Genomic DNA, 25,556 nt, shown 5'->3' on the forward strand with positions numbered 1-25,556 from the left:
GAATTGATATATTATATTTTTTTAAGCTGTTTTATATTTTTTAAGGCGTTGGTTCGAATGCTAGGGCCTGAATTGTGTGTGCATTTAGGGAGTGAGTCATCTTGAATCTTGAGATAAGTGATACTGAAAGCGAAGTCCACGCTACCATTGAGCAGCGTATCGTGGTGATAGGTGGGACTGGCTTTGTTGGACAGCATTTACTCAATTCTTTAGTTGATTGCAGCAAAGAGTTCGAAATTATTTTCGCGGTCCATCGAAAGGAACCATATTGGCTAACAGAATCGCCTATACAGGTTCGACATTTTGACTTGGAAGATAGCGCGTCGTTAGAGAAAATTTTGAATAGCGGCAGCATCGTTTTGAATTTGCTGCGGCCAGATGGCGCCGGATGGTTCTTGTCAGCGATCAAGAATATTTTGCGCGCTTGTGGCAATGCACGTGTTAAACGCTATATCCATGTTTCAAGTATTGACGTTTTTGGAGCAAGTCAGGACAGTATTTGTACTTCGGCTTCACAGATCGTGCCTATCACGCCTTATGAGCGTGAGCATGCCGCTGCTGAGAAGTTTGTGAGCGCTGTCGATGCCGAGCATTTCGAAACCTTGATTTTGCGCCTTGGCGCAGTATTTGGTGTCGGAGGATTAAATGTTGTTTCATTCGTAAGGGAAGTTTCGAGTGCGCCTGGCTGGAAACTCGCATTGCGCCGTTCATTGTACGGTGCGCGGCGAATGCATTTGGTCAGCGTTGAAAAAGTAGTCGAGGTTTTATTGTTTGTTACAACCGCGGCACCAATAATTCAGGGGGAAATTATTGTAGTGACTGAAGACGCTGACGCTAATAATAATTTCGCTTATCTTCAGGATTGCTTGCTGGAAATATTTAATCGTACTGCAGTATTGCATATTCCTTACCTCCCCTCGCGAGTGCTGCGTTTGGTATTAAATGCCAGAGGGATTAGTAATACCGATCCAATGCGTCGCTTCCAAGAAGATCGATTGTTGCAACTTGGATTGCCAGACTCTGCACTGTTCACCCAGCGCCTTAAAGGTTACTTGAGTCACTTGAGGGCTACGGTATGAATGTTTTATTGATTAATATTTCTCTTGATGCACAGCGTGGGGGAGGGACTGCGGAACGCACAAGACACTTAGCCAATACCCTTGCGGATAAAGGCTGTCGTTGTGAAGTCATCGCGATGTCCGGTGATTCCTGGCAATCAGAATTTAATACTCGAGGTGTTAAAACCTACATTACTGGAAAAATTGGTCAACACTTTCCAATCCCATTGGTCAATTTTATGCGTCTGTGGAAAGCGGTGAAGTCTGCTGACATTATCCATATCATGGGCTATTGGAATTTATTGAGCATTATTACCGGCTTCTTCGCCTGGATCGCGCGGACTCCTTATGTACTTTGCCCCGCGGGTGAGTTTGCTTCCATCGGAAAGCCTAGTCCAGTTAAGAAGCTGTTTCATTTGTTGCTTGGTAAATCACTTATAAAAAGGGCGTCGGGATTTATTGCAATTACTCAGTTAGAGCGAGTACTAATTGCAGAACTTACGGGCTTTTTGCCGGATCGTATCCCGGTGTTTCCGAATGGGGTGGCGGAGCCCGCGTTAACCCCAATACGTACACTGCAGAATCTGCCCGAAGAGCCGTATATTTTATTTATGGGTAGGCTTGCCCCTGTCAAAGGCCCTGATTTGCTTATTAAAGCCTATCTCTCTACAAAGGCAGCCCACCATTATCCATTAGTGCTTGCCGGGCCAGACTTCGGAATGCAAGCCGAGCTTGAGGCCTGTTTGATTGGTCATGAAATAGCTCATCAGGTTCATTTTATTGGATTTCTCAATGAGGCCCAACGGAATGAAGCTTATCAACATGCATTGATGCTTGTCATTCCCTCCAGATCGGAAGCCATGTCACTTGTTGCTCTGGAAGCAGGAATCACAGGTTTGCCGGTATTGCTGACAAATACATGTGGCTTTGACGAAGTACAGACGATCAACGGGGGAAGAGTAGTCGAGCCGACAGCCGCTGGTATCAGTAGAGGGCTTCAGGTCATGTTTTCAGAGATCGACGATTTGACGCTTAAAGGGCAACGACTTAAGTCGTTTGTAATCGACCATTATAGTTGGCATGTAATTGTAACTAATATGGTCGACTATTTTGAAGGTTTTAGTCAGGACAATTAGAGTGCTTGTTGATGTAAAGAGTTGATGGGATGCTTTTGTTTATTTAGTATCCTTCTCAGCACTATTAACCCTATAAGAAAAGCGGTTATCTCAATCGCGAAAAATAGAAATGCTCTGGGGAAATTAATTTGCACTATCAAGTATGCCATTCCAACGCCAACAGTAGCACTTGTCATAACATTATTCAGTAACCGTGTAGCGGCAAGCTCGATGCTATAACCCAAGAAGAATAATAGTGCCATGCCAGCAAAAAGCACGAGATGATTGCCGCTGTAATACAGTACTGCTATAGGACCAGGGATTGTCATGAATGTGAAATTTTCTAATCTTTCATACTGTGCATTAGATATTCGCTGATATATTGCTTGTGTGCCTTGTGCTGGATCTTCTTTTAAGCCTCTCATAAAAAGATCTAAATTCAGGTGATGGTTGCTCGTTACTGCTAAAACTCCTTCAGCGCCAATCCATCGGTCTACGATTAGCTTGCTCAATTCGTTTGCGATTCGTTTGAACTTCAGTTCGAGTGACAGTTGATGCGAGGCGACGTATGGTTCTGGGGTGACGTCGTGTATTAAAGCTTTTTCGGATAATTTCAACGATGTCCCGGATTCTTCCAGATTTCCTTTCACGATGGTTTTTTCTGTATAAGGTACTGCCTTTGCAAACGAAGAAAGGCGGTCGACTGATACGGAAATTATCGAAAATGCAAACAATAAAGCTGTCGTCGAAAAAATCTTTATCCAGCCAATTTTTGATATGTTCCACTCTAATTTTCTCCCTTGTATCAGGTAAGCAATAAAAGGGGCCGAAACATGAAGGATCATTTGTGCACGACTGCCCATCGAAATTGATGTCAGTGCACCCTCAATAATGACGATATAAAAAAGCATGTTCGGAGTTAATTTTCCGCTTTTTACCAACCAGTAAGCCAAGGTGAAAAGAGCAATAGAGTTTCCCCAGGCGACCATGAAGGAAAAGACTACGTAAATATAACTATTTAGCTTTAAAGTTGGTTCGTATCCAACTTTTATAATTGAATAGTAATAGTTAAAAATTAGAGAGGCAATTGTGAAGATGATTGCCATGCCCAAGAGTGTTGATAAGAGCTTTGTGTTTATATTGGTTTCTAGTTCCTTTCTTTTTTGCAAGCCGGCCACGACAATGAAGTAGCAGATAAGCAGCGCGCTAAATGCTGTGATCAACACTACAATGGCGTTGTTCCATGCAGCTGGCGATTCATCAAAGCTTCCTATAGGCTCAATGAAATTGTTTCCAATGAGCAAGTGTAAAGTGATTTTTGCCCAGCAACCTAAAATCAAAAAAGAAAATAGAAAAAATATGAAGTAGCTTTTCGGTCGATTTTTAATCGTGGCATATATTATAGTAATGCTCAACGTGCAATAGGTTGCGAATAAAGCGATCATGCCTGGGTAATAGAAACCTGCCCATATGCTAAGTAAAGTCGCCGTGGCGACAATCCATGTTGTTGTCGCTTTATTATCAAAATAGCCTTCTGAGGTACTGTTCATTTTTTTACCGATCCGGATCTACAAATACCGATTACGTAGCTGATCATCTTGCGAGAAAATATTGATGAGGGACTTAGTGTTGCGGCCCGAAACATCTGCTTTAAACTGATGAGGTAACGGCCGGAGAAACCGTGCATGAATCCTGATAGCAGATAGGCGTTTGCCATAGCCCTTTTTTTCCAGCGAAGAAACCTTTTGGGTAAACCATTTGTATTGTAAAAATCTCTAATAACGGTAACTGGCTCATCTGAACGTTGCGCACTGGAGGGGTTATAGGTAGTTGACCCAGAGTGAATGCGAAAATCTGCTAGCGCCTCTGGGACGCGGATGAATGGGCCGTGTTGACAAAAACGCAGAAAAAAGTCCATGTCCGGAATGTTTCTTAACCCAGTATTCCAGTCGCCTACTAGCGCCCATGTTGTCCGTTTGAATAGCGCGCCTGGGCCAGGTAAACATTGGAAATTGGCGATGAGCAGATTTTCAGAATATTCGGGGGCTGTAATGGTTCTAACATAATTTGAGTCTTCGTCGATTACGCAAAAGTCCGGGTATGCCAATACTGCTTCAGGTGACAACGCCATTCGAGAGACCATCGTCTCGATTGCAGTAGGGTGTAATCTGTCATCAGCACTTAGATAACCCAACAAATCGCCGGAACTTTGTTTCCATCCGAAATTCATGGCAGCGCTTTGTCCAGCATTTTCCTGTCTGAAATGCGAAAACTGCATAGGATGATTTTTCAGCAAATTCGGAGTGTCATCGGTTGATCCATCATCAACCACAATCAGTTCGATATTTTGATAGGTTTGTTTTTTGACGCTATCAATTGCATCCAGCAAATATCGAGCAGTATTGTACGTGGGGATGACAATAGTGACTTTCGGCAGTGTCGTCATTTTATCGTCCATGTGGATTCTCTTAGTGAAAATAGGATTGGCTGAATTTGATTGTTGATTTAAAGTTGGCAGTTGTTTTCAGGTTGAATATTCGATTTACATAATGAATCATCAGGGCTGACTGAATAATACTGCCCGAGCTATAAACGATAGCTAATCCAATTATGCCGAAATATATGAATGCCGCACTTCCTCCGGCGATCATCAGTACACCGCTGACAATAGAGATTCGCATGGTAATATGTTGTTTTTGCAACATGACCAAGACCATGCCGGCGGTTCCAGCGAAGGTCTGAATAACTTGAGCGAAGCCGAGAATGATAAATAGAAAGTAAGCTTCTGAATACTCTTCTGGCCAAGCCATTGCAATAATGAGTTGACCTAAAATGGCGAATAATAGATAGCCCGTAATTGCCATTCCCGTTGCTACACCCGCACCGATACCCATCACTTTTTGCAAGTAACGTTTTTTTCGTCGAACCCACAGACGCCCAATTGATGGTGCGATGACTGTATTGACTACTGCCAAGGGAATTATCACCAAGATAGCAAGCCGTGATGCCAGGCCATAGATTGCTACGTCAGCGGTGCTGCCAAAGAAAACAATGATCCACAAGTCTGCTTGAGCTATGATAAATAGCACGCTTGTGGTGGTAAGGTTAGGTATGGTTTGCCACAATATTTCGGAATAACTTACAGTTTCTTTGGTTTCCCCATCATGAGTATTGTGCCAGCGCCACAGGGAATATCCACCCAGTAATGCGGTACATAAAACACCAAGAACTCCCGAAAAGAGAAGGGTGTCCAATGAAAGTGTTATCTTTGACTGCCAGGCAATAATGACGGCAGCAGCGCTGGCGACAGCAGTACCAACCACCAGGAAACTCGCCTGAACAAAGTGTCCTAAAACCCGGTGTTGCTCGGATAGTAAAGTTACCGTGGCAGCTAACATCATACTGATTGAGATAAGTGGTGCTAATTTCTGCAGCGCGCCTGTCAACTCTGAGTGCAACAGGTTTTCCAGTACCGTTAGAGTTATCAAAAAAGTAACCGCGAACAGGCTTGCCGCTGAGCATCCAATGATTAAAGTGCGCCGTAAAGTTTGCTTTACCCTGGCAGTGTCTTTATCACCGATGGCTCTGGAGATAATAGCTGGCGCTGTAATGCTTAAACCTAACTGACCCAAAGTGGCAAGCGCTGCTATTATGGATTGGCACAAAAAAAACAAGCCCACGGACTCTTGCTTCATAGTGAGTGGCAGTAGAATTCCGGTCAGGGCCCCCGTACCAAGCAGGAGAAATCGACCGACGATGGCTGCAGCACTCGCAGCCACTGGAGAGGATAGAGCGCTGATATTTTTCTTCGCAGTCATTTATTGAGATTTCGCAGCAGGTCATAATGCAGCTGCCGATTTTCACGTTTTTTCAATGCCCTGTCTACAGCCAGGGTCCTCCAGTTCTAACCGATCGGCGGAAGCTGTGATTTCTGCCGTGGCTGACCAAACTTGCTTGCCTGGAAGATGCAACGGTTGGTGACTCGGCAATCAATGAGCTATTTTAGCAACGCTAAAGGGGGCGGAATCAGTTCCATCCACTGCCTTTTCACGGAGCGCTACCTGGTTTCAATCGTGCCATTGACCTATTGATGATGCATCTTCTCAAGAAGTTGCACGCGACTCTTATAGTTAAACTATCTGTTTGTATTTAATGTTCCGCTATTGCTGGATAATTTATTCGAAGTGATTGGCGATTTAAATAAATTTTGTTGAGAGACTCTTCGCTCATCACGCAGCTGCTGGAATCGTACTGCCAGCTCCGGTGTTTACATTGACAAAATGTTATTTGGTCAAGTTCCTTCATCTCGACCTTTGATTGTTTCATTTTTCGCAACAGACGCATTCTTGACATTCTCCCACGGCGCCTGATTTGAGGAGCGGCATTCAGAAATGCTGCTTCTTCAACCGATGTCATGGAGTGCCATTTATGCGTGCGGGCTATTTCTACTCCCAGGTTTTGCCTTGCTTGCCAGCGCCTCTTTTACCGCTAAGGCAGAGCCTGCAGCGAATCCGCAATCCGGCACAGTGGATCTTGGCAGGGCCGATGCGCCGGCTTTGCGGTGTGAGTTAACCGGTGTAGGGGAGACCAAGGCTCTGGCGATTGTTGCGTATCGCGAAAGTATTGGTCTGTTTGTGTCCGACGAGTTGTTCGAAGTGAAGGGTATCGACAAGTCCCTTCCAGATAAGAATCGCGAGAAGTCCCGGTTGAACTAAGCTTGTAAATGAGTCTTGGAGGCCGGTCATTGACCGGCCTTTTTTAATTTTTGGTGACTGCAGCGAGCTTTGACTTCTGTCTGCAATTTAAAAATTACGACTGTAATATACTATATTAAATTATGTGTATAATAAATATGCGGGCCGTCCGGCGAGGCTGAGATTCAGGCGCTTATCTATCCCTCTGGCATCTTCCAGGAGCCAAGTCATGACGTCCATTCAGTCCCAAGGCACCGCCGTCATCACTGGTGCTTCTTCCGGTATCGGTGCGATTTACGCGCAACGGTTAGCAGCGCGAGGTTTTGAGTTGTTGCTGATTGCTCGTGACCAAGAGCGGCTTGAAGCCGTGGCAAGCGCGTTGCGCAATGCTCCTGGGGCTCAGGTGGAAGGTACTCCAGGCAGATCTGACGCAGAAGGACGAGGTGCTGAAACTTGAACAGCGTCTGCGCAGCGATTCGAGCATCAGCCTTTTGCTGAACAAAGCCGGCGTGGCCGCGGATGGCTTGTTGGCCAATGCCGATACCGATCAACTGGAGCGAATGATTCAGTTGAATGTTACAACGGTGACGCAATTGGCATCGGCCGCGGCGGCGGCCTTGCCAAGGCGGGCCTGGGGTGACGCACACCGAAATCCGGGAGCGCTCCGGTATAGATGCTTCGCCGATTCCGACCAAGATAGTCATGGAAGCGCGAGATGGTCGAAGTGGCACTGTCGGGTCTGGATCAGGGCGAGTTGGTCACCATTCCTTCACTACCTGATGCCGCCGACTGAGATGCCTTTGTTGTGGCACGGCATGTGATGGCCCCCAATCGTTCCAAAAGTAAAGCCGCTGCGAGTTACAAATGAAACGCCCCTAATTGACTGAGGTATTGCGGTATGAATTATCGTCGTGTAGTTGTAACGGGCATGGGCCTGGTGTCGCCGCTGGGGTGCGGTGTCGAAGCGGTCTGGGAGCGGCTGCTGGCCGGGCGTTCCGGGCTGCGTAATCTTGCGCAAGAGGTGGTTGCCGATCTGCCGGCCAAGGTTGGGGGGACGGTGCAGACGCTGGCCGATGATCCTGAAGCAGGGTTCGATCCGGACCTCGCAACCCCACCCAAAGAACAGAAGAAAATGGATCGCTTCATCCTGTTCGCCATGGAAGCCGCGCGTCAGGCGCTGGAGCAGGCCGGCTGGCAAGCGCAGGACGTCATTGCCCAGGAGCGCACAGCCACCATCATCGGTTCAGGCGTAGGTGGTTTTGGTGCGATTGCCGACGCGGTGCGCACCACCGATAGTCGTGGTCCGAAACGTTTGTCTCCATTCACTATCCCTTCATTTCTGGTCAACCTCGCGGCAGGTCATGTGTCGATCCAGCATGGATTCAAGGGGCCATTAGGCGCGCCGGTCACGGCATGTGCCGCCGGGGTTCAGGCTATCGGCGACGCTGCGCGGCTGATTCGCGCGGGTGAGGCGGATATCGCGGTGTGCGGTGGTGCGGAAGCAGCAATCGATCGGGTCAGCCTTGCCGGGTTTGCGGCTGCTCGTGCCTTGTCCAGCGCTTACAACGAAACGCCTGAGCGCGCTTCGCGACCTTTCGACAGTGGTCGCGATGGCTTTGTCATGGGAGAAGGGGCCGGGCTGCTGGTCATCGAGTCTCTGGAACACGCGCTGGCTCGCGGCGCTCAGCCGCTGGCGGAACTCGTCGGCTACGGCACCAGTGCAGATGCCTATCACCTGACCGCGGGCCCCGAGGATGGCAGTGGTGCGCGGCGAGCGATGTCGTTGGCATTGGCACAGGCCGGTGTTTCACCGGCTCAGGTTCAGCATCTGAATGCTCATGCAACCTCGACTCCGGTGGGTGATCTGGGTGAGCTGGCGGCAATCAAGGCGTTGTTCGGTGCGCAAAACGGCATCGCCGTGACATCGACCAAGTCGGCGACCGGGCATTTGCTCGGTGCCGCGGGTGGGCTCGAAGCGATCTTTACGCTGCTGGCGATTCGTGACCAGATCGTGCCGGCGACTCTCAATTTCGAGAACCCGGACCCTGCCACTGAAGGTGTCGACATCGTTCATGGTAACGCGCGGCCGATGGCCATCGAATACGCGCTGTCCAACGGCTTCGGATTTGGCGGGGTCAATGCCAGTGTGCTGTTCAAGCGTTGGCAGGGTTAATCCTGTGAGTGTTTGAGGTGATTGCGTGCGATGTCGAGGATCCGTTGGGCAAACTCGGCGTCGGCGACGCTGCGCGATAACAGCAAGGCGCCGACCAGCGTCGACATGATGACGATGCTGCGGTCGGCGGTGCGCTCTCCGTCGAGGGTGTGCTGGATCTGATCGAGTCGCGCCTGGAGCACGACGTCGCTGGTTGGGCTCGGTTGCCCACGCAGCCCGAGTTCCGAAGAAATGGTCAGCAGCGGGCAGCCCTCCTGAGGCGAGGTTTGATGCCATTCGGACAGGTAGGTGTCGATGAAGGTTTCGAGTGGGTGTTCCTCGGCGAAGATTTGCGCGCACAACTGGTCGACCTGTACGCCAGCCTCTTGCAAGGCTTTCTCCACCAGTTCGTCTTTGGACTTGAAGTGTGAGTAAAAGCCACCGTGGGTCAAACCCAGTGCCTTCATCAGGGGTTGCAGCCCGGTTGCGCCGATACCGTCGCGTCGAAATCACGCTGAAGCTTCCCTGATTATGCGTTGGTGAGTCTGGGCTTTATGGTCCTGCGAATAACGCATCTGATATCTCCGCATCAATGCGGCCCATATTAACCAATGAAAATTGCATGGTGACTGTACTTCTACTTCTAAAAAGCATGCAGATGCTTCGATATGGCTACAAAGCAGCATGATTTAAGGAGATTCCACACAAAAACAAACCCCGCCGTTACAGGCGGGGTTTTCAGTCAGCGGTCCTGCGCTTCCTTGGCGTCCATTTCCGCATTGCGTTCGGCGACGCGCTTACGTTGCTCTTCGGTCAGTTCGACCTTGTTGGCGGTGTCGCGCAGCAGCATCAGACCACCAACGATCGAGCCGATGGCAACGACCAGAATCAGCCAGGCATACCAGGGCATAGGGCTCTCCTTGAAAAGCAGGCGGTCGACGAGGGTTCGCCAACCGATCATGCATACCATTTTGAGTGATGGGGTTTCATCGCAGTTCCATCGCTATCACCTCATTCTATGCCCGTTGTTCAAGGTTCACTCGAACGCTTTCAATGTCCGGTCAACATCGCATCCGCCGGTGCGTCGGCGCGCAATTGCGCGGTGAGCGTGAAGTACACGAAACCTGCCACCATGAAGCCCAGAAAGATCAGACCGATCAACGTGTTGAACCAGGCCATCGCCACCAGACACACCACCGCCAGCATCAATGCAATGAATGGCACCAGCGGGTAGCACGGGGCGCGGAAGGTGCGTTCCAGGTTCGGCTCGGTTTTACGCAGTTTGAACAGGCTGAGCATGCTCATGATGTACATCACGATGGCGCCGAACACGGCCATGGTGATCATTGCGGCGGTCAGCGTCATGCCGCCGAGGTTGATCAAGCCATCGCTGTAGATGGCGGCAATGCCGATGACACCGCCAGCGATGATCGCCCGGTGCGGTGTTTGAAAGCGCGACAATCTGGCCAGGGATGCCGGCAGGTAACCGGCCCGGGCGAGGGCGAAGAACTGCCGCGAGTAGCCAAGGATGATCCCGTGAAAACTCGCTACCAGGCCGAACAGGCCGATCCACACCAGCATGTGCAGCCAGCCCGAGCTTTCGCCGACCACGGTTTTCATTGCCTGCGGCAGCGGATCGTTGATGTTCGACAGGGTGCGCCAGTCGCCGACGCCACCGGCGAAGAACATCACCCCCATCGCCAGCAGCACCAGGGTCAAAATGCCGCTGATGTAAGCCTTGGGAATCGTGCGTTTCGGGTCCTTGGCTTCTTCGGCGGCCATGGCTGCGCCTTCGATGGCGAGGAAGAACCAGATGGCAAAGGGAATCGCCGCGAACATCCCGGAAATCGCCGGAGCACCGAACACGTCGGAACCGGCCCAGCCATTGAGGGCGAAGTTGCTGAAGCTGAACGCCGGGGCGACTACGCCCATGAAAACCAGTAATTCGGCGACCGCCAACACGCAGACCACCAGTTCGAAGGTCGCTGCCAGTTTCACCCCGAGGATGTTGAGGCCCATGAACACGATGTAGGCACCGACTGCTGCGTGTTTCGGGTCCAGGGCTGGAAACTGCACGTTGAGGTAGGCACCGATGGCCAGGGCAATCGCCGGCGGGGCGAAGACGAATTCGATCAGTGTCGCCAGCCCGGCGATCAACCCGCCTTTTTCGCCAAAGGCGCGACGGCTGTAGGCAAAGGGACCGCCGGCGTGAGGAATGGCGGTGGTCAGTTCGGTGAAACTGAAGATGAAGCAGGTGTACATGGTGGCGACCATGAACGAGGTCAGCAGAAAGCCTAAAGTCCCGGCCACGCCCCAGCCATAGCTCCAGCCGAAATATTCTCCGGAAATCACCAGCCCGACCGCAATGCCCCACAGATGCAAGGTGCCCAGTGTGGGTTTGAGTTGTGTGTTCATGCGTTTGCTCCCTGAGTGGTTTGGAAAGCTCGGGGGAGGCCGGTGCAGTGGGCGTGCCATTTCACGATGGTGCGTCGTAAAGGGATGAAAGGCGTCGTATCGGGGATGTTCGCCGCAGGATGCGCGAATTTTGTGCGTCAGTCAGGGGCGCTGCGGGTTTAAATGCCGCTTTCGCGAGCAAGCCCGCATGCCCGCTACCCGACACCGCTGCAACGCGCAAACTTCGTATATCGATGCAGGTGCGGGCAGCGGTTGATGCTCAGGCTTGCAGAGTGAGGCACTCGCGCAACGCCGTTTGCCAGTCAGGTTGACTGACACCCCAATCGCGCTGCAAGCGACTGCAATCCAGGCGCGAGTTGAGCGGTCGGGCTGCGGGTGTCGGGTAGTCGCTGGACGGGATCGGCAGCAGGTCGGCGCAGGGCTTGCCCTGTTGTCGCAGTGCTTCGCCGATTGCCTGGGCGAATCCAAACCAGGAGGTCTCACCTTGAGCGGTCAGGTGATAGGTACCCCAGTTGGCAACGTCGTTCGCCTGCCAGTGTTCAATCAGGGAAAGGGTGCTGTTGGCGATTGTGCCGGCCCATGTAGGTGCTCCGATTTGATCGGCGACGACACGTAACTCCGGTTTTTCTTGCAGCAAACGTTGCATTGTCAGCAGGAAGTTACGGCCATGAGTTGAATAGACCCAACTGGTACGCAGGATCAGGTGTTTACCTTGCACGTCCCTGATGGCCTGCTCTCCGGCCAGTTTGCTCTTGCCGTACACCCCGAGCGGATTGGGCGTGTCGTCCTCGTTGTAAGGTCCGGCTTTCGTCCCGTCGAATACATAGTCCGTGGAGTAATGTATCAGCGGGATGTCGAGAGCCAGCGCTTCTTCGGCGAGGATGCCGGGAGCGGTCGCGTTAATGGCAAAGGCTGATAGCGGTTCACTTTCTGCCAGATCGACCGCTGTATGGGCCGCAGCGTTGATGATCAGGTCGGGCCGGAGATTTTGCACCTGGCGGCGAATCTGATCGGGTTGCGCGAGATCGAGCTGATCGCGACCCAATACGATCAGTTCGCCAATAGCCCCCAGGCGCCGTTGCAATTCATGTGAAACCTGACCGTGCCGGCCATTGATGAGTATTTTCACGGGCGCAGTCCCGTCTCGTTACCGGGCAAATCGGGCTCGCACAGGTTCATTGCTCTTCCCCTGCCAGTTTGGCCAGGTACTGGCCATATCCGGTTTTGCCGAAGTATCGGGCGCGCTCCAGCAACTGTTCGCGGGTGATCCAGTCGTTTTCATAGGCTATCTCTTCGAGACAGGCGACTTTCAGGCCTTGGCGGTGTTCGATGGTTTGTACGTATTGAGAGGCTTCGAGCAGGCTATCGTGGGTGCCGGTGTCGAGCCAGGCGAAACCTCGACCAAAACGCTCGACCTGCAGATCGCCACGTTGCAGATAGACGTTGTTGACGTCGGTGATTTCCAGCTCGCCGCGAGGCGAAGGTTTCACCGACTTGGCGATCTCGATCACATCGTTGTCGTAGAAATACAGGCCGGTCACGGCATAACTGGATTTCGGTTTTTTCGGTTTTTCTTCGATCGAAAGCGCACGGCCGTCGCTATCGAAATCGATGACACCGAAGCGCTCGGGGTCTTTGACCCAGTAACCGAATACGGTGGCGCCGGAGGAGCGTTTTGCCGCGTTCTGCAATTGCTCGCCAAAGTGCTGACCATGGAAGATGTTGTCACCCAGGATCAGACACACAGGGTCATCGCCAATGAACTCTTCGCCAATCAGAAAAGCCTGGGCCAGACCATCCGGTGATGGTTGCTCGGCAAAGCTGAAGTTCACCCCGAACTGACTGCCATCCCCCAGCAGATTGCGATACTGCGGCAGATCCTGCGGGGTGGAGATCAGCAGAATATCCTTGATGCCGGCCAGCATCAGCACCGACACCGGATAGTAGATCATTGGCTTGTCGTAGACCGGCAACAGCTGTTTCGATACGCCGAGCGTGATCGGGTGCAGGCGCGTGCCCGAGCCACCCGCCAAAACGATACCTTTCATCATGCGAGCAGCTCCTTGGGATTGATGGCGCCAAGGCGTTCACCCTGATAGCTGCCGTCTTGAACACGTCGACACCATTGCAAATTGTCCAGGTACCACTGAACGGTTTTGCGCAGGCCGGTTTCGAAGGTCTCTTCGGGCGTCCAGCCCAGCTCGCGTTCAATCTTGCTGGCATCGATGGCATAACGTAAGTCATGACCAGGACGATCCTGGACGAACGTGATCAGGTCGGCGTAGTGCGCGACGCCATCGGGCTTGTGCGGTGCCAGTTCTTCAAGCAGGGCGCAGATGCCCCGCACCACGTCGATGTTCTTTTGCTCATTGTGCCCGCCTATGTTGTAGGTCTCGCCGACGGTACCGGTGGTCACCACTTTGAGCAGTGCCCGGGCGTGATCTTCGACGAACAGCCAGTCGCGCACTTGCAGGCCATTGCCATACACCGGCAGCGGCTTGCCCGCCAAGGCATTGAGAATGACCAGCGGAATCAGTTTCTCGGGGAAGTGGAACGGCCCGTAATTGTTCGAGCAATTGGTCAGCAACACCGGCAAGCCATAGGTTCGCTGCCAGGCGCGGACCAGGTGGTCGGACGCTGCCTTGCTGGCGGAGTAGGGCGAGCTCGGCGCGTAGGGCGTCGTTTCCGTAAACAGATCGTCGACACCGTGCAGGTCGCCGTAAACCTCGTCAGTGGAAATGTGATGAAAGCGAAAGGCGCTTTTCTCTGGCTCTGGCAGGGCTTGCCAATAGGCGCGGGCGGCTTCGAGCAGGCTGTAGGTGCCGACGATATTGGTCTGGATGAATTCCGATGGCCCGTCGATGGAACGATCGACGTGGGACTCTGCTGCCAGGTGCATGATCGCGTGAGGCTGGAAACGCGCCAGCACTGCACTGACGGTCGCCTGATCAACGATATCGGCCTGAACGAACTCGTAGCGAGTGTCGTTGGCAATGCTGGTCAGCGATTCGAGATTGCCAGCATAGGTCAGTTTGTCCAGGTTGAGCACTTCATGCTCAGTGTGTCGAATCAGCTCGCGGACAAGGGCCGAGCCTATGAAACCGGCTCCGCCGGTAATAAGGATACGCACGTTGGGCCAGCCTTTTTCAGTAATGCGAATGGCGGTAGCTTGCAGGCGCGAGCGGGGAGGTGCAAGAGTTCTTGACCCCATAGGGTTGCGTCGCGCCAATCAGGCTGGATTATCCATGACTTGCAGCCATCACTCACTACTCTCGCGCGCAATTTGGAGCACTAATTACAACACGTCCGGTTTTCTCCGTACCGGAGCACCTTCCCGCACCCTGTAACCCCCCGCGCTAATCCACTATTTACGCTTTCTTTATGCCTCTCCCGCACCTTCGATCTCGTTCCTTTACAGCCTCCTTTCCGACAATGACTCCACACGCGGCAATACGCCGTAACACGGAGAACTTCCATGAGCGTTCTGGACGGGGTGTCGCTGCTGCTGGCAGTGGGGCTGTTCATTTATCTGTTGGTTGCGCTGCTGCGCGCGGACCGGAACTAGGAGCGGCTATGCACAGTTATGACTATTGGCTGATCCTCGGGTTTTTCGCCCTGGTATTGGTCCCGGCGCCATTTCTCGGGCGCTTCTACTACAAGGTGATGGAGGGGCAGCGCACCTGGCTGACGCCAATTCTCGGTCCGGTCGAACGCGGTTGTTATCGTTTGGCCGGCGTCGATCCGCAAGCCGAACAGAGCTGGCAGAAATACGCCCTGGCCTTGATTGCCTTCAACTTCGCGGGTTTCCTGTTGCTGTTCGCGATCCTGTTGCTCCAGGGCCACTTGCCGCTGAACCCGCAAAATCTGCCGGGCCAGGAGTGGACGCTGGCGTTCAACACCGCCGTCAGCTTCATGACCAACACCAACTGGCAGGCCTACAGCGGCGAAGCGTCCCTGAGCTACTTGAGCCAGATGGTCGGCCTCACCGTGCAGAACTTCGTCAGCGCCGCCACCGGTCTGGCCGTCCTGGTTGCGCTGTGCCGCGGCATCGGTCGCAAATCCACTGCATCGCTTGGCAATTTCTGGGTCGATATGACCCGCGCCACCCTCTATGGCCTGCTGCCGCTGTGCCTGCTGCTGGCGCTGTATCTGGTCTGGCAGGGCGTGCCGCAAACCTTCGCGCAGTATGTGAATGCGGTGACAGTGCAAGGCGGCGACCAGGTCATTCCCCTTGGCCCGGCGGCCAGTCAGATTGCGATCAAGCAATTGGGCACCAACGGTGGCGGTTTCTTCGGTGTGAACTCGGCGCATCCGTTCGAGAATCCGACCGCGTGGAGCAACCTGTTCGAGATGGCCTCGATCATTCTGATCCCTGTCGCGCTGGTCTTCACCTTTGGCCATTACGTGAAGGACCTGCGCCAGAGCCGCGCGATCATCGCCTGCATGCTGGCGCTGTTCCTGATCGGCGGTGCGACCTCGCTGTGGGCTGAATACCAGCCGAACCCGGCGTTGAACAACGTCGCTGTCGAACAGACCGCGCCGCTGGAAGGCAAGGAAGCACGTTTGGGCACCACTGCCACGGTGTTGTGGTCGGTAACCACCACGGCCGCGTCCAACGGTTCTGTGAACGGCATGCACGACAGCCTCAACCCGCTGAGCGGCATGGTGGCGCTGGTCAACATGATGGTCGGCGAAGTGATCTTCGGCGGCGTTGGCGCCGGGCTCTACGGCATGTTGCTCAACGTGCTGATCGCGGTGTTCCTCGCCGGCCTGATGATCGGCCGCACCCCGGAATACCTCGGCAAGAAACTGCAGGCCAGGGAAGTGCAATTGCTGGTGGTGACCCTGATGGTCATGCCGATCGGTGTACTGGTGCTCGGCGCGATCGCCGCCAGTCTGCCGGGCCCGGTGGCCGCCGTGAGCAACCCAGGGCCTCACGGATTCAGTCAGTTGCTCTATGCCTATACCTCGGCCAGTGCCAACAACGGTTCCGCCCTCGCTGGCTTCGGCGCCAACACCCCGTTCCACAACCTGATGCTGGGCCTGGGCATGTTGATCGGTCGCTTCGGCTACATCCTCCCGGTGCTGGCCCTGGCCGGCAGCCTGGCGATGAAGAAAACCGCGCCGATCGGACAAAACAGCTTCCCGACCCACGGTCCACTGTTCGTGACCCTGCTGACCGTGACCATTTTGCTGGTGGGTGGTTTGACCTTCCTGCCGACTTTGGCATTGGGACCAATCGCTGAACATCTGAGCATGGGATTCTAAGGAAACCATCATGAATATGCCTGCAATCAAGCCTGCTGCCGTCAAGGCAGCGGAGCAACCGAAAACCGCAATCTCGGCCCTATGGCGCCCGGCGCTGGTGCAAGCCTTCGTCAAGCTCGACCCACGGCAATTGCAACGTGCGCCGGTGATGCTGGTGGTCGAACTGACCGCGATCCTGACGACCGTCCTGTGCTTCGTGCCCGACACGGCCGTGCCGACCTTCGTCGCTGCGCAAATCGCTGTGTGGCTGTGGTTCACCGTGCTGTTCGCCAACTTCGCCGAAGCCCTGGCCGAAGGCCGCGGCAAGGCCCGCGCAGACAGCCTCAAGGCCGGTAGCGAAGGCCTCAGCGCCCGGCGCAAGACCGGCAACGGCAGCTTTCAGGTGGTGCCCGCCGCCGGCTTGCGCAAAGGCGATGTGGTGCGCGTCGAAGCAGGGGAGATGATCCCCGGTGACGGCGAGGTGATCGAAGGCATCGCGGCGGTCAACGAAGCGGCGATTACCGGCGAATCGGCGCCGGTGATTCGTGAGTCCGGTGGCGATCGCTCGGCCGTCACCGGCAACACGCGACTGGTGTCTGACTGGCTGTTGGTGAAGATCACCGCCAACCCCGGTGAGTCGACCCTGGACCGCATGATTGCCCTGGTAGAAGGCGCCAAACGGCAGAAAACCCCGAACGAAGTGGCGCTCGACATCCTGCTGATCGGCCTGACCCTGATCTTCCTGCTGGTAGTCGTGACCCTGCAACCGTTCGCCCACTTCGCCAATGGCAGCCTGCCGCTGGTGTTCCTGATGGCGCTGTTGGTCACGTTGATTCCGACCACCATCGGCGGTTTGCTGTCGGCCATCGGTATCGCCGGGATGGATCGCCTGGTACGTCTGAACGTGATCGCCAAGTCCGGTCGCGCGGTGGAAGCGGCGGGGGATGTGCACGTCCTGCTGCTGGACAAGACCGGCACCATCACCTTCGGTAACCGTCGTTGCTCGGCGGTGTATGCCGCGCCAGGTGTGACAGCCAGGGAACTGGCCGAAGGCGCATTGCTGGCTTCGCTGGCCGACGACACCGCCGAAGGCAAGTCGATCGTCGAGTACCTGCGTGGAACTCATCCGCAACCGGAGCCGGCCGCTGACGTGCTGACCGCCGTGCCATTCAGTGCCGAAACCCGCCTGTCCGGTGTCGACTATCAGGGCCGTGTGTACCGCAAAGGCGCGGTGGATTCGTTGTTGGCCTTTGTCGGCCTCAAGCGGGCTGATCTGGCTGCACCGTTGTCCCGTGAAGTCGACAAGATCGCTCAAAGCGGCGGCACCCCATTGCTGGTGTGTGCCAACGGCAAGTTGCTCGGCGCGATCCACCTCAAGGACGTGGTCAAGCCCGGCATCCGCGAGCGTTTCGCCGAGCTGCGCAAGTTGGGGATCCGCACCGTCATGGTCACCGGTGACAACCCGTTGACCGCCGCTGCCATCGCCGCTGAAGCAGGGGTGGACGATGTGCTGGCCGAAGCCACGCCGGAGAAAAAACTGGCGCGCATTCGTCACGAACAAAACGACGGTCGCCTGGTCGCCATGTGCGGCGACGGCGCCAACGACGCCCCGGCACTGGCCCAGGCAGATGTCGGCATGGCGATGAACGACGGCACGCAGGCAGCCCGAGAAGCGGCCAACATGGTCGACCTCGACAGCGACCCGACCAAGCTGCTGGACGTGGTGCAGATCGGCAAGGAATTGCTGGTCACCCGCGGTGCGCTGACGACCTTTTCCATCGCCAACGACGTGGCCAAGTACTTCGCGATCTTGCCGGCGCTGTTCGCCGCGATCTACCCGCAACTGGGCGTGCTCAACGTGATGCACCTGAGCAGTCCGCAGAGCGCGATTCTCTCGGCGATCGTGTTCAACGCCCTGATCATTGTGGTGCTGATTCCTCTGGCGCTACGCGGCGTGCGGGTTCACGCGGCGAGTGCTGCGGCGTTGCTGCGGCGCAATCTGCTGATCTACGGCCTGGGCGGGATTCTGGTGCCGTTCTTGGGCATCAAGGCCATCGACATGCTGTTGACGGCGTTGCATCTGGTTTAAGCACACTCACACACCCACCCACTGTAGGAGCAAGCTCGCTCCTACAATTCGAGGATTTTCAAATGTCCACATTGATACGCCCGGCCCTGAGCCTGCTGGTCCTGATGACGCTGATCACCGGGGTTGCTTATCCACTGGTGGTCACCGGCGTGGCCCAGATCGCGTTCCCGGATCAGGCCAACGGCAGCCTGGTGCGTGATGCCGAGGGCAAGGTCCGCGGTTCCTCGCTGATCGCCCAGGATTTCGTCGGCGACACCTGGTTCCACCCGCGTCCTTCGGCCGGTGCCTTTGCCACCGTGTCGAGCAGCGCCAGCAACCTGTCGCCGAGCAACCCGGCCTTGGCGACCCGTGTGATCGACGATGCCAACAAACTGCTGGTGCCAGGCCAGGGGCCGATGCCATTGGCGCTGGTCACTACGTCCGGCAGCGGACTCGATCCGCACTTGCCACCGGCAGCGATTGCCTATCAACTGGCGCGTGTCGCGGCTGCGCGCAACCTGCCGGTAGCGACACTGCAACAACTGCTGGACGCCCACATCGAACAGCCATTGGTAGGCCCACCGGTGGTGAATGTGCTTGAGTTGAATCTGGCGTTGGAAAACCTGTAGATCGGCGGCGCAGCCATTCGCGAGCAGGCTCGCTCCCACAGGAGTACGCATTCCAACTTGTGGGAGCGAGCCTGCTCGCGAAGGCGTCAGAACAGTCGCTATATCAATTCCAGAAAAAAAGAGAGCTTCATACATGAGCAACTCCGGCCGCGCCGACGCGCTGTTAGCAGACCTGCCCCGCGATGGCCGTGGCCGGCTCAAAGTGTTTCTCGGTGCCGCGCCGGGTGTCGGCAAAACCTACGCCATGTTGCAAGCGGCCCACACCCAGTTACGCCAAGGGGTGAAAGTCATTGCCGGCGTCGTCGAAACCCACGGCCGGGCCGAAACCGAAGCCCTGCTCGGCGGCTTGCCACAGCAGCCGTTGGTGCGTTCGCAATACCGTGGCGTGTTGCTTGAAGAAATGGACCTCGACGGTCTGATCAAAGCCAAACCGAAACTGGTGCTGGTCGACGAACTGGCACACACCAATGCACCCGGCAGCCGTCACGAAAAACGCTGGCAGGACATTCAGGAACTGCTCGCCGCCGGCATTGACGTGTACACCACGGTCAACGTCCAGCATCTGGAAAGTCTCAACGACCAAGTGCGCGGCATCACCGGTGTGCAGGTCCGCGAAACCCTGCCGGACTGGGTGTTGCAGGAAGCCTATGAACTATTGCTGATCGACTTGCCGCCACGGGAGCTGCTGGAGCGACTGCGCGATGGCAAGGTCTATGTGCCGGAGCAGGCGCGGGCGGCCATCGACGCGTTCTTTTCCCAGACCAACCTCACGGCCCTGCGCGAACTGGCAATGCAAACCGCGGCGGCTCAGGTCGATAACGATCTGGCCCAAGGGTATCGTCAGTTGGGGCAAGCGGCGCCGGCCGTGCGCGGGCGTTTGCTGGTGGGGGTCGACGGCGATGCCCAGGCTGAGCGCCTGGTACGGCATGCCAGCCGCGTGGCCCAGCGGCGGCACCTGCCCTGGAGCCTGGTGCACGTGGACAACGGCCGCGTGCGTGACGAACAGTCGCGCCTGCGCCTGCAAAGCGCTCAGCAACTGGCCGAACGGCTGGGCGGCGAAGTGGTGTTGCTGCGCGCCGGTGAAGTGGCGAAGACCCTGATCCAGCATGCCGCCGAACGCCGTGCCAGCCTGTTGTTGGTCGGTCAGTCCCGGCCGAGATTGCGCCGGCGTCTGTTCGGGGGCGGGCTGGCGGCGCGGCTGCTGCGCAATGCGCGCGGACTGGAAATCAACGTACTCGACAGCGATCACCAGCCGCATCAACCCCATCAGCGGTCGATGCATTCACTGGTCTGGTTCGACTACGCATTGGCGGTGGTGGCGACAGTTCTGGCCAGCGCCCTGGCGTGGGCCGTGGCGAGTGTTCTGCCATTGCCGAACATCTCGCTGGTGTTCCTCGCCGCCGTTTTGCTGGTGGCGGTGCGCAGCAGTCTCGGGCCGGCGCTGGCCTGTGCGGCGCTGTCGTTTCTGACCTATGACTTCCTGTTCATTCCGCCTAATTTCTCTTTCAGTATCCAGCGCGAAGAAGACGTGCTGACCTTGTTGTTCTTCCTGCTGATGGCTGCCCTCACCGGCAACCTCGCGGCGCGCCAGCGCAGGCAATTGCAGGCACTGCGCGATACCCAGGAAGAAACCACCGAATTGCTTGACCTGTCGCGCAAACTTACCGCCGCCACCGACCGCCAGGCCGTGGTCAGCGCGGCTGCCCAACACCTCAATGGATGGAGCGATGTGCAACTGTGCCTGCTCAATCGCGACGGGCAGAGTGGCTGGAAAGTCGAAACCGGTGGCCCGCTGGAGTTCTCCGAAGCCGAACGCGCCGCCGCCGATTGGGCCTGGCAGCACGATCAACCGGCGGGTGCGGGCACCGGCACCTTGCCGTTCGGCCGCTGGTGGTGGTGGCCGTTATCGGTGGAGGACGGCCCGCTGGCGTTGCTCGGCGTATGTGCCAGGGAAGGCCAGACCCTGAGTGGCCAGCGCCGACGCTTGTTGACCGCGCTGAGCCAGCCGCTGGCCCAGGCGCTGGCCCGGGCGCAACTGGCTGATGATCTGGAAGCGGCGCGGCTGCACGGCGAAACCGAGCAATTGCGCAGCGCCTTGCTGGCTTCGGTGTCCCACGACTTGCGCACTCCGCTGACGTCCATGCGCGGCAGTATCGACAGCCTGCTGGCCCTGGGTGAGGCGATCCCGCTGGAGGATCGACGTGAGTTGCTCGAAGGCACCCGCGATGAAGCCGAACGCCTCGACCGCTACATTCAAAACCTGCTCGACATGACCCGGCTCGGCCACGGCGCGCTGAAGCTGGCACGGGACTGGGTGTCGCCGGCCGATATCATCGGCAGTGCGCTCAATCGCTTGCGCGCGGTACTCGCGTCGCTGCAGGTCAGCACCGAAGTACCGGCGCAATTGCCGCTGCTGTACGTGCACGCCGCGCTGATCGAACAGGCACTGGTCAACGTGGTGGAAAACGCCGCGCGGTTTTCGCCGCACCACGGACGTTTGCAATTGCGCGCCGGGGCCGATGACAGTGAGCTGTTTTTCTCGGTCTGCGATGAGGGACCGGGGATTCCGGAGGCGGAACGGGCGAAGATTTTCGACATGTTCTACACCGCGGCGCGGGGTGATCGTGGCGGGCAGGGTACCGGGCTGGGGTTGGCGATTTGTCAGGGCATGGTCGGTGCCCATGGCGGGCGCATCAGCGTTGCCGACGGTATCGAGGGGCGCGGCACCTGCATCACGTTGCACCTGCCGCTACAGCCTCAGCCGGGATACGAGAGTGAAGCCTGATCGTGCTTGCGCTACTCTCTTGCCTCTTCTTTGTGTTGATGTGAATTCATGAGCCAGACCGCGACCATTTTGGTCATCGACGACGAACCGCAGATCCGCAAATTCCTGCGCATCAGCCTCGTTTCCCAGGGCTATAAAGTGCTGGAGGCCGGCACCGGCAGTGAAGGATTGGCACAAGCGGCGTTGAACAAACCGGACTTGCTGGTGCTCGATCTCGGCTTGCCGGACATGGACGGCCAACAGGTATTGCGCGATTTTCGCGAATGGTCGACGGTGCCAGTGCTGGTGCTCTCGGTGCGCGCCGGTGAAGGGCAGAAGGTCGAAGCCCTGGATGGCGGTGCCAATGACTACGTGACCAAGCCGTTCGGCATTCAGGAATTCCTGGCACGGATTCGTGCGTTGTTGCGCCAGGCGCCCGTCGGCGAGGTGCAACAAGCGGCGCTGACCTTTGGTCCGTTGACGGTCGACCTGGCGTATCGCCGGGTGCTGCTCGACGATGTCGAAGTCGCCCTGACTCGCAAGGAATACGCCGTGCTGGCGCAACTGGCGCGACATCCCGGGCGGGTGATCACCCAGCAGCAATTGCTCAAGGACATCTGGGGGCCGACTCACACCGAAGACACTCACTACCTGCGCATCGTGGTCGGGCACTTGCGCCAGAAGCTGGCGGATGACCCGACCCGGCCGCGGTTTATCGTCACTGAGGCAGGGGTGGGGTATCGGTTGTTGAGTGAGAGCAGCCTTTAGTTTTGTGCTGAATGATCCGGCCCCATCGCGAGCAAGCTCGCTCCCACATGGGATCCTGGTCAAACACAAATTTTGTGAACACCGAAGATTTACTGTGGGAGCGAGCCTGCTCGCGAAGAGGCACTGATAGTCACCCGAGAACTTTCAGGCGTTCAGTTCTGCTCATTCTCATACCGATCCAGCGTATCCCGCGCAATCTCCCGTCCCAGCGCGATCAGCTCCGGCGCCTTGTAGAACTCGAAAAACCGACACACGCGTTTAGGCACGTTGATCAGGATGTCCGGCGGATACCCGGCAATCTTGTACTGCGCCAGCGACGTCTGCATCACCTCGAAACTCTGGTTGATCAAATCCAGCAAGGACGCCGGCCCGACGTTGTCGATGATGAACGAACCGGTGGCGGAGCGGGGCGCGCCACTGGTTTGCGGAGTTGCCGCGGGTTGCTGCGCTTGGGGCTCGGGGGATTCGATCCACGGGTTGAAGTCTGCACCTTCGGCCTTCAAGGCTTCCTGTTCCAGAACCAACAATTGTTCAGCCTGTTTGCGCCGGAACGGCAACTTCGAGCCGACGGAGTTGATCAAGCTGTCGAAGCGGGTCTTGAAGGCGGCGGGACGCTGGATGACCGGCAATTGATAGTGGCGCTGGTTGGTGGAGTTGAGGTTGACCGCGATGATCAAATCGCAATGGCTCGACACGACGGGCACGATCGGCAGCGGGTTGAGAATGCCGCCGTCCACCAACATGCGGTTGCCCTGCATCACCGGGGTAAACAGGCTGGGAATCGCTGCCGAGGCGCGCATGGCCTGATGCAGGCAACCTTCCTGGAACCAGATTTCCTGCTGGTTCGTCAGGTCGGTGGCAACCGCGGTGTAGGGAATACGCAAATCTTCGATGTTGATCTCGCCGACGATCTTGCGGATCTGTCCGAAGACTTTCTCGCCACGGATCGCCCCCAGACGAAAACTGACGTCCACCAGACGCAACACGTCGAGATAATCCAGGCTCTCGATCCAGTCGCGGTAATCATTGAGTTTGCCGGCGGCGTAGATCCCTCCCACCACCGCGCCCATGGAGCAACCGGCGATACAGGCAATGTCATAGCCGCGCCGTTCGATCTCTTCAATGACCCCAATATGCGCATAACCCCGCGCTCCACCCGAGCCCAATACCAGCGCGACACGCTTTTTCATGAATCGCCCTCGTTCGAATGGTTCAACAATGCACCCAACGAGGGTCATGCTTCAATCGCCATGGTCGTTCGATGGGGCACGAGCGTCGTATTTTCGACACTCCGTGGCGGCACATGGTTATTCTCGTCAGCGCTATAGTTTGCACAGCGGACCAACGGCACTTTTCAGGTGCCACACCGTCTTACCTGCACGACTGTTGACCTATCTTTGAGGAGTGAGTGATGAAAGCCTGGATCTGCGTACCATTGATTGCCCTGGCGCTCGCCGGTTGTGCCGGCAAAACCGCTTATCGCGACAGTTGCGGTAGTAACCTGGATGCTGCATGGCATGAACTGGACCTGGCCAAGGCCGAAGGTTTCGCCGGGACCGTCAGCTACTCCAAAGCCTTGTCGCTGCTGACCGCGGCCAAGACCCAGCAACAATTCGAGGGGTTCGAAGGCTGCTCCCACAAGGCCGAGAAAGCCCGTTTCTATATTCGTGAGTCGCGCGCGGGGCGTTGAAGGCAAAAAGCAGCTGCAGGCTCTAAGCTATGATCTGCAAGACTCATCGGGTTTACAGCTCGTAGCTTGCAGCCTGGCGCTGTTTACGGAGTAAACCCCCATGATCGATCGGTTGGTGGCTCGTGTCCTGGGCCTGGAAATTCGTCTGCTGGCCTGTCAGGCTCGCTTGAAAGACCGTACAGACCCTGAAGCGTTACACGATCTGCGCACAACCACGCGTCGGTTACGCAGCCTGTTGCGCCCCTTGCGCGGGCAGCCCGGTGTCGAGCAACTGGAAGCGGCCGCCTCCCGGGTGGGCGGCCTGACCACGCCTTTACGTGATCGCGAAGTGCTGGCGGCGTACCTGCTCCAGCACCATCAACCCCAAGCCGCGCGGCGACGCACGGCGCAAATGGCCAAGGCCTATCCGGCCGTGGCGGCCAGCCCTGAACTTGCGCAATTGCTGATCGTCCTCGATGCATTTCCGCGTTTTCTGCGCGCCGCCCAGCGCCTGGGATTGCTCAAGGGCTTACGCAAGCGCATCGAAAAACGCCTGAGCAAGCAGTGGGAGAAACTCGACGAGGCACTGCACGACCCGGCCCATGACCGTCATCGGCTGCGCCTGCTGATCAAGCGTGTGCGCTATGGCATCGACGCTTACCCCGAGCTGGACCGTTTGCCGAAAGCGGCCATGCCCCGGTTGAAATCGGCCCAGGGCGCACTGGGCGATTGGCACGATTGCGTGCAATGGCTGGCCATGGCTGAACAGGAAGCGGATTTGCAGCCCTGTGTTGCGGTCTGGACAACCACCATGGCCGAGGCTGAACAGCGTGCGGACCTTGTGCTGGAAAAGCTCACCAAGGCCTGTTTCAAATCCTGAAAACACCGGAGATCCATTGTAGGAGCGAGCCTGCTCGCGATAGCGGATTAACATTCAGCACACATCGTGACTGTTAGACCGCTATCGCGAGCAGGCT

The 25,556-nt window shown here is 56.2% G+C and carries 21 protein-coding genes and 2 pseudogenes; 13 read left to right on the forward strand and 10 right to left on the reverse strand.

Translation table 11 applies throughout. From position 1 onward, the window contains the following. Window positions 1-101 precede the first annotated feature (101 nt). The gene (locus tag KGA83_RS14240) at window positions 102-1,079 is read left to right on the forward strand and encodes an NAD-dependent epimerase/dehydratase family protein (RefSeq protein WP_158273922.1); all 978 of its coding nucleotides are present in this window, start codon (window positions 102-104) and stop codon (window positions 1,077-1,079) included. Further along, window positions 1,076-2,194 carry a glycosyltransferase gene (locus KGA83_RS14245; protein WP_108215436.1) on the forward strand — a complete coding sequence of 373 codons (1,119 nt, stop codon included), beginning with the start codon at window positions 1,076-1,078 and terminating at the stop codon, window positions 2,192-2,194. The genes KGA83_RS14240 and KGA83_RS14245 overlap by 4 nt, the downstream gene beginning before the upstream one ends. Here the strand turns inward: KGA83_RS14245 and KGA83_RS14250 are convergent. Genes KGA83_RS14250 through KGA83_RS14260 form a run of 3 tightly spaced genes read right to left on the reverse strand, consistent with a single transcriptional unit; the run spans window position 2,191 to window position 5,991 of the window. Then, window positions 2,191-3,723, reverse strand: a complete 1,533-nt coding sequence (locus KGA83_RS14250) for a hypothetical protein (RefSeq protein ID WP_223529948.1) — start codon at window positions 3,721-3,723, stop codon at window positions 2,191-2,193. The genes KGA83_RS14245 and KGA83_RS14250 overlap by 4 nt on opposite strands. Next, window positions 3,720-4,631 carry a glycosyltransferase gene (locus KGA83_RS14255; RefSeq protein ID WP_108215438.1) on the reverse strand — a complete coding sequence of 304 codons (912 nt, stop codon included), beginning with the start codon at window positions 4,629-4,631 and terminating at the stop codon, window positions 3,720-3,722. Before KGA83_RS14255 ends, KGA83_RS14250 begins: the two co-directional genes overlap by 4 nt. A 10-nt stretch (window positions 4,632-4,641) precedes the next feature. Beyond that, entirely contained in the window at window positions 4,642-5,991 is a 1,350-nt protein-coding gene (locus tag KGA83_RS14260; RefSeq protein WP_108215439.1) for a lipopolysaccharide biosynthesis protein, read from the reverse strand. A gap of 573 nt (window positions 5,992-6,564) precedes the next feature. Between KGA83_RS14260 and KGA83_RS14265 the strand changes: the two genes are divergently transcribed. From KGA83_RS14265 to fabF, 3 genes and pseudogenes are all read left to right on the forward strand, one after another. Next, entirely contained in the window at window positions 6,565-6,888 is a 324-nt protein-coding gene (locus tag KGA83_RS14265) for a ComEA family DNA-binding protein (RefSeq protein WP_411741907.1), read from the forward strand. A 208-nt stretch (window positions 6,889-7,096) separates the two neighbouring features. Beyond that, window positions 7,097-7,688, forward strand: a pseudogene (locus KGA83_RS14270) (SDR family NAD(P)-dependent oxidoreductase). A 77-nt stretch (window positions 7,689-7,765) separates the two neighbouring features. After that, window positions 7,766-9,040 carry a beta-ketoacyl-ACP synthase II gene (gene fabF / locus KGA83_RS14275; protein WP_223529950.1) on the forward strand — a complete coding sequence of 425 codons (1,275 nt, stop codon included), beginning with the start codon at window positions 7,766-7,768 and terminating at the stop codon, window positions 9,038-9,040. Here the strand turns inward: fabF and KGA83_RS14280 are convergent. The 6 genes and pseudogenes from KGA83_RS14280 to rfbB form a co-directional block, all read right to left on the reverse strand. Then, window positions 9,037-9,594: pseudogene (locus KGA83_RS14280) on the reverse strand (TetR/AcrR family transcriptional regulator). The gene fabF and the pseudogene KGA83_RS14280 sit on opposite strands and share 4 nt — an antisense overlap. A gap of 167 nt (window positions 9,595-9,761) precedes the next feature. Then, window positions 9,762-9,929, reverse strand: a complete 168-nt coding sequence (locus KGA83_RS14285; protein WP_007985427.1) for a DUF2897 family protein — start codon at window positions 9,927-9,929, stop codon at window positions 9,762-9,764. A gap of 140 nt (window positions 9,930-10,069) precedes the next feature. After that, entirely contained in the window at window positions 10,070-11,434 is a 1,365-nt protein-coding gene (gene eat, locus KGA83_RS14290; RefSeq protein WP_108215442.1) for an ethanolamine permease, read from the reverse strand. A gap of 259 nt (window positions 11,435-11,693) precedes the next feature. Next, complete coding sequence (rfbD, locus tag KGA83_RS14295) at window positions 11,694-12,563, reverse strand: dTDP-4-dehydrorhamnose reductase (protein ID WP_223529952.1); 870 nt, start codon at window positions 12,561-12,563, stop codon at window positions 11,694-11,696. Window positions 12,564-12,609: 46 nt separating this feature from the next. Next, window positions 12,610-13,485, reverse strand: coding sequence for a glucose-1-phosphate thymidylyltransferase RfbA (gene rfbA, locus KGA83_RS14300; RefSeq protein ID WP_108215444.1), 876 nt, complete (start codon window positions 13,483-13,485; stop codon window positions 12,610-12,612). Then, window positions 13,482-14,564 (reverse strand): dTDP-glucose 4,6-dehydratase, encoded by a 1,083-nt coding sequence (gene rfbB, locus KGA83_RS14305; RefSeq protein WP_108215445.1) that lies wholly within the window; start codon window positions 14,562-14,564, stop codon window positions 13,482-13,484. The genes rfbA and rfbB overlap by 4 nt, the downstream gene beginning before the upstream one ends. A gap of 345 nt (window positions 14,565-14,909) precedes the next feature. Between rfbB and kdpF the strand changes: the two genes are divergently transcribed. From kdpF to KGA83_RS14335, 6 genes are all read left to right on the forward strand, one after another. Further along, a complete protein-coding gene (gene kdpF, locus KGA83_RS14310; protein WP_007899818.1) occupies window positions 14,910-14,999 on the forward strand; it encodes a K(+)-transporting ATPase subunit F in 90 nt (29 codons plus the stop codon). Between the two features lie 8 nt (window positions 15,000-15,007). After that, a complete protein-coding gene (kdpA, locus tag KGA83_RS14315) occupies window positions 15,008-16,702 on the forward strand; it encodes a potassium-transporting ATPase subunit KdpA (RefSeq protein ID WP_108215446.1) in 1,695 nt (564 codons plus the stop codon). A gap of 10 nt (window positions 16,703-16,712) precedes the next feature. After that, a complete protein-coding gene (gene kdpB, locus KGA83_RS14320) occupies window positions 16,713-18,770 on the forward strand; it encodes a potassium-transporting ATPase subunit KdpB (RefSeq protein ID WP_223529953.1) in 2,058 nt (685 codons plus the stop codon). A 62-nt stretch (window positions 18,771-18,832) separates the two neighbouring features. Beyond that, window positions 18,833-19,378 (forward strand): potassium-transporting ATPase subunit KdpC, encoded by a 546-nt coding sequence (gene kdpC, locus KGA83_RS14325; RefSeq protein WP_223529954.1) that lies wholly within the window; start codon window positions 18,833-18,835, stop codon window positions 19,376-19,378. A gap of 133 nt (window positions 19,379-19,511) precedes the next feature. Beyond that, complete coding sequence (locus tag KGA83_RS14330) at window positions 19,512-22,163, forward strand: sensor histidine kinase (RefSeq protein ID WP_223529955.1); 2,652 nt, start codon at window positions 19,512-19,514, stop codon at window positions 22,161-22,163. Window positions 22,164-22,211: 48 nt separating this feature from the next. Then, window positions 22,212-22,910: a response regulator gene (locus KGA83_RS14335; RefSeq protein WP_223529956.1), complete on the forward strand. Its 699-nt coding sequence runs from the start codon at window positions 22,212-22,214 to the stop codon at window positions 22,908-22,910. A gap of 152 nt (window positions 22,911-23,062) precedes the next feature. Here KGA83_RS14335 and KGA83_RS14340 read toward each other — a convergent pair whose 3' ends face one another. Continuing rightward, the gene (locus tag KGA83_RS14340) at window positions 23,063-24,100 is read right to left on the reverse strand and encodes a patatin-like phospholipase family protein (protein ID WP_108215451.1); all 1,038 of its coding nucleotides are present in this window, start codon (window positions 24,098-24,100) and stop codon (window positions 23,063-23,065) included. Between the two features lie 221 nt (window positions 24,101-24,321). Between KGA83_RS14340 and KGA83_RS14345 the strand changes: the two genes are divergently transcribed. Then, complete coding sequence (locus KGA83_RS14345; protein ID WP_007991739.1) at window positions 24,322-24,600, forward strand: hypothetical protein; 279 nt, start codon at window positions 24,322-24,324, stop codon at window positions 24,598-24,600. 100 nt (window positions 24,601-24,700) lie between these two features. Then, entirely contained in the window at window positions 24,701-25,459 is a 759-nt protein-coding gene (locus tag KGA83_RS14350) for a CHAD domain-containing protein (protein WP_223529957.1), read from the forward strand. Window positions 25,460-25,556: the final 97 nt, after the last annotated feature.

Origin of the sequence: Pseudomonas sp. GL-R-19 (assembly GCF_019956375.1) — a bacterium.
Classification (GTDB): Bacteria; Pseudomonadota; Gammaproteobacteria; order Pseudomonadales; family Pseudomonadaceae; genus Aquipseudomonas.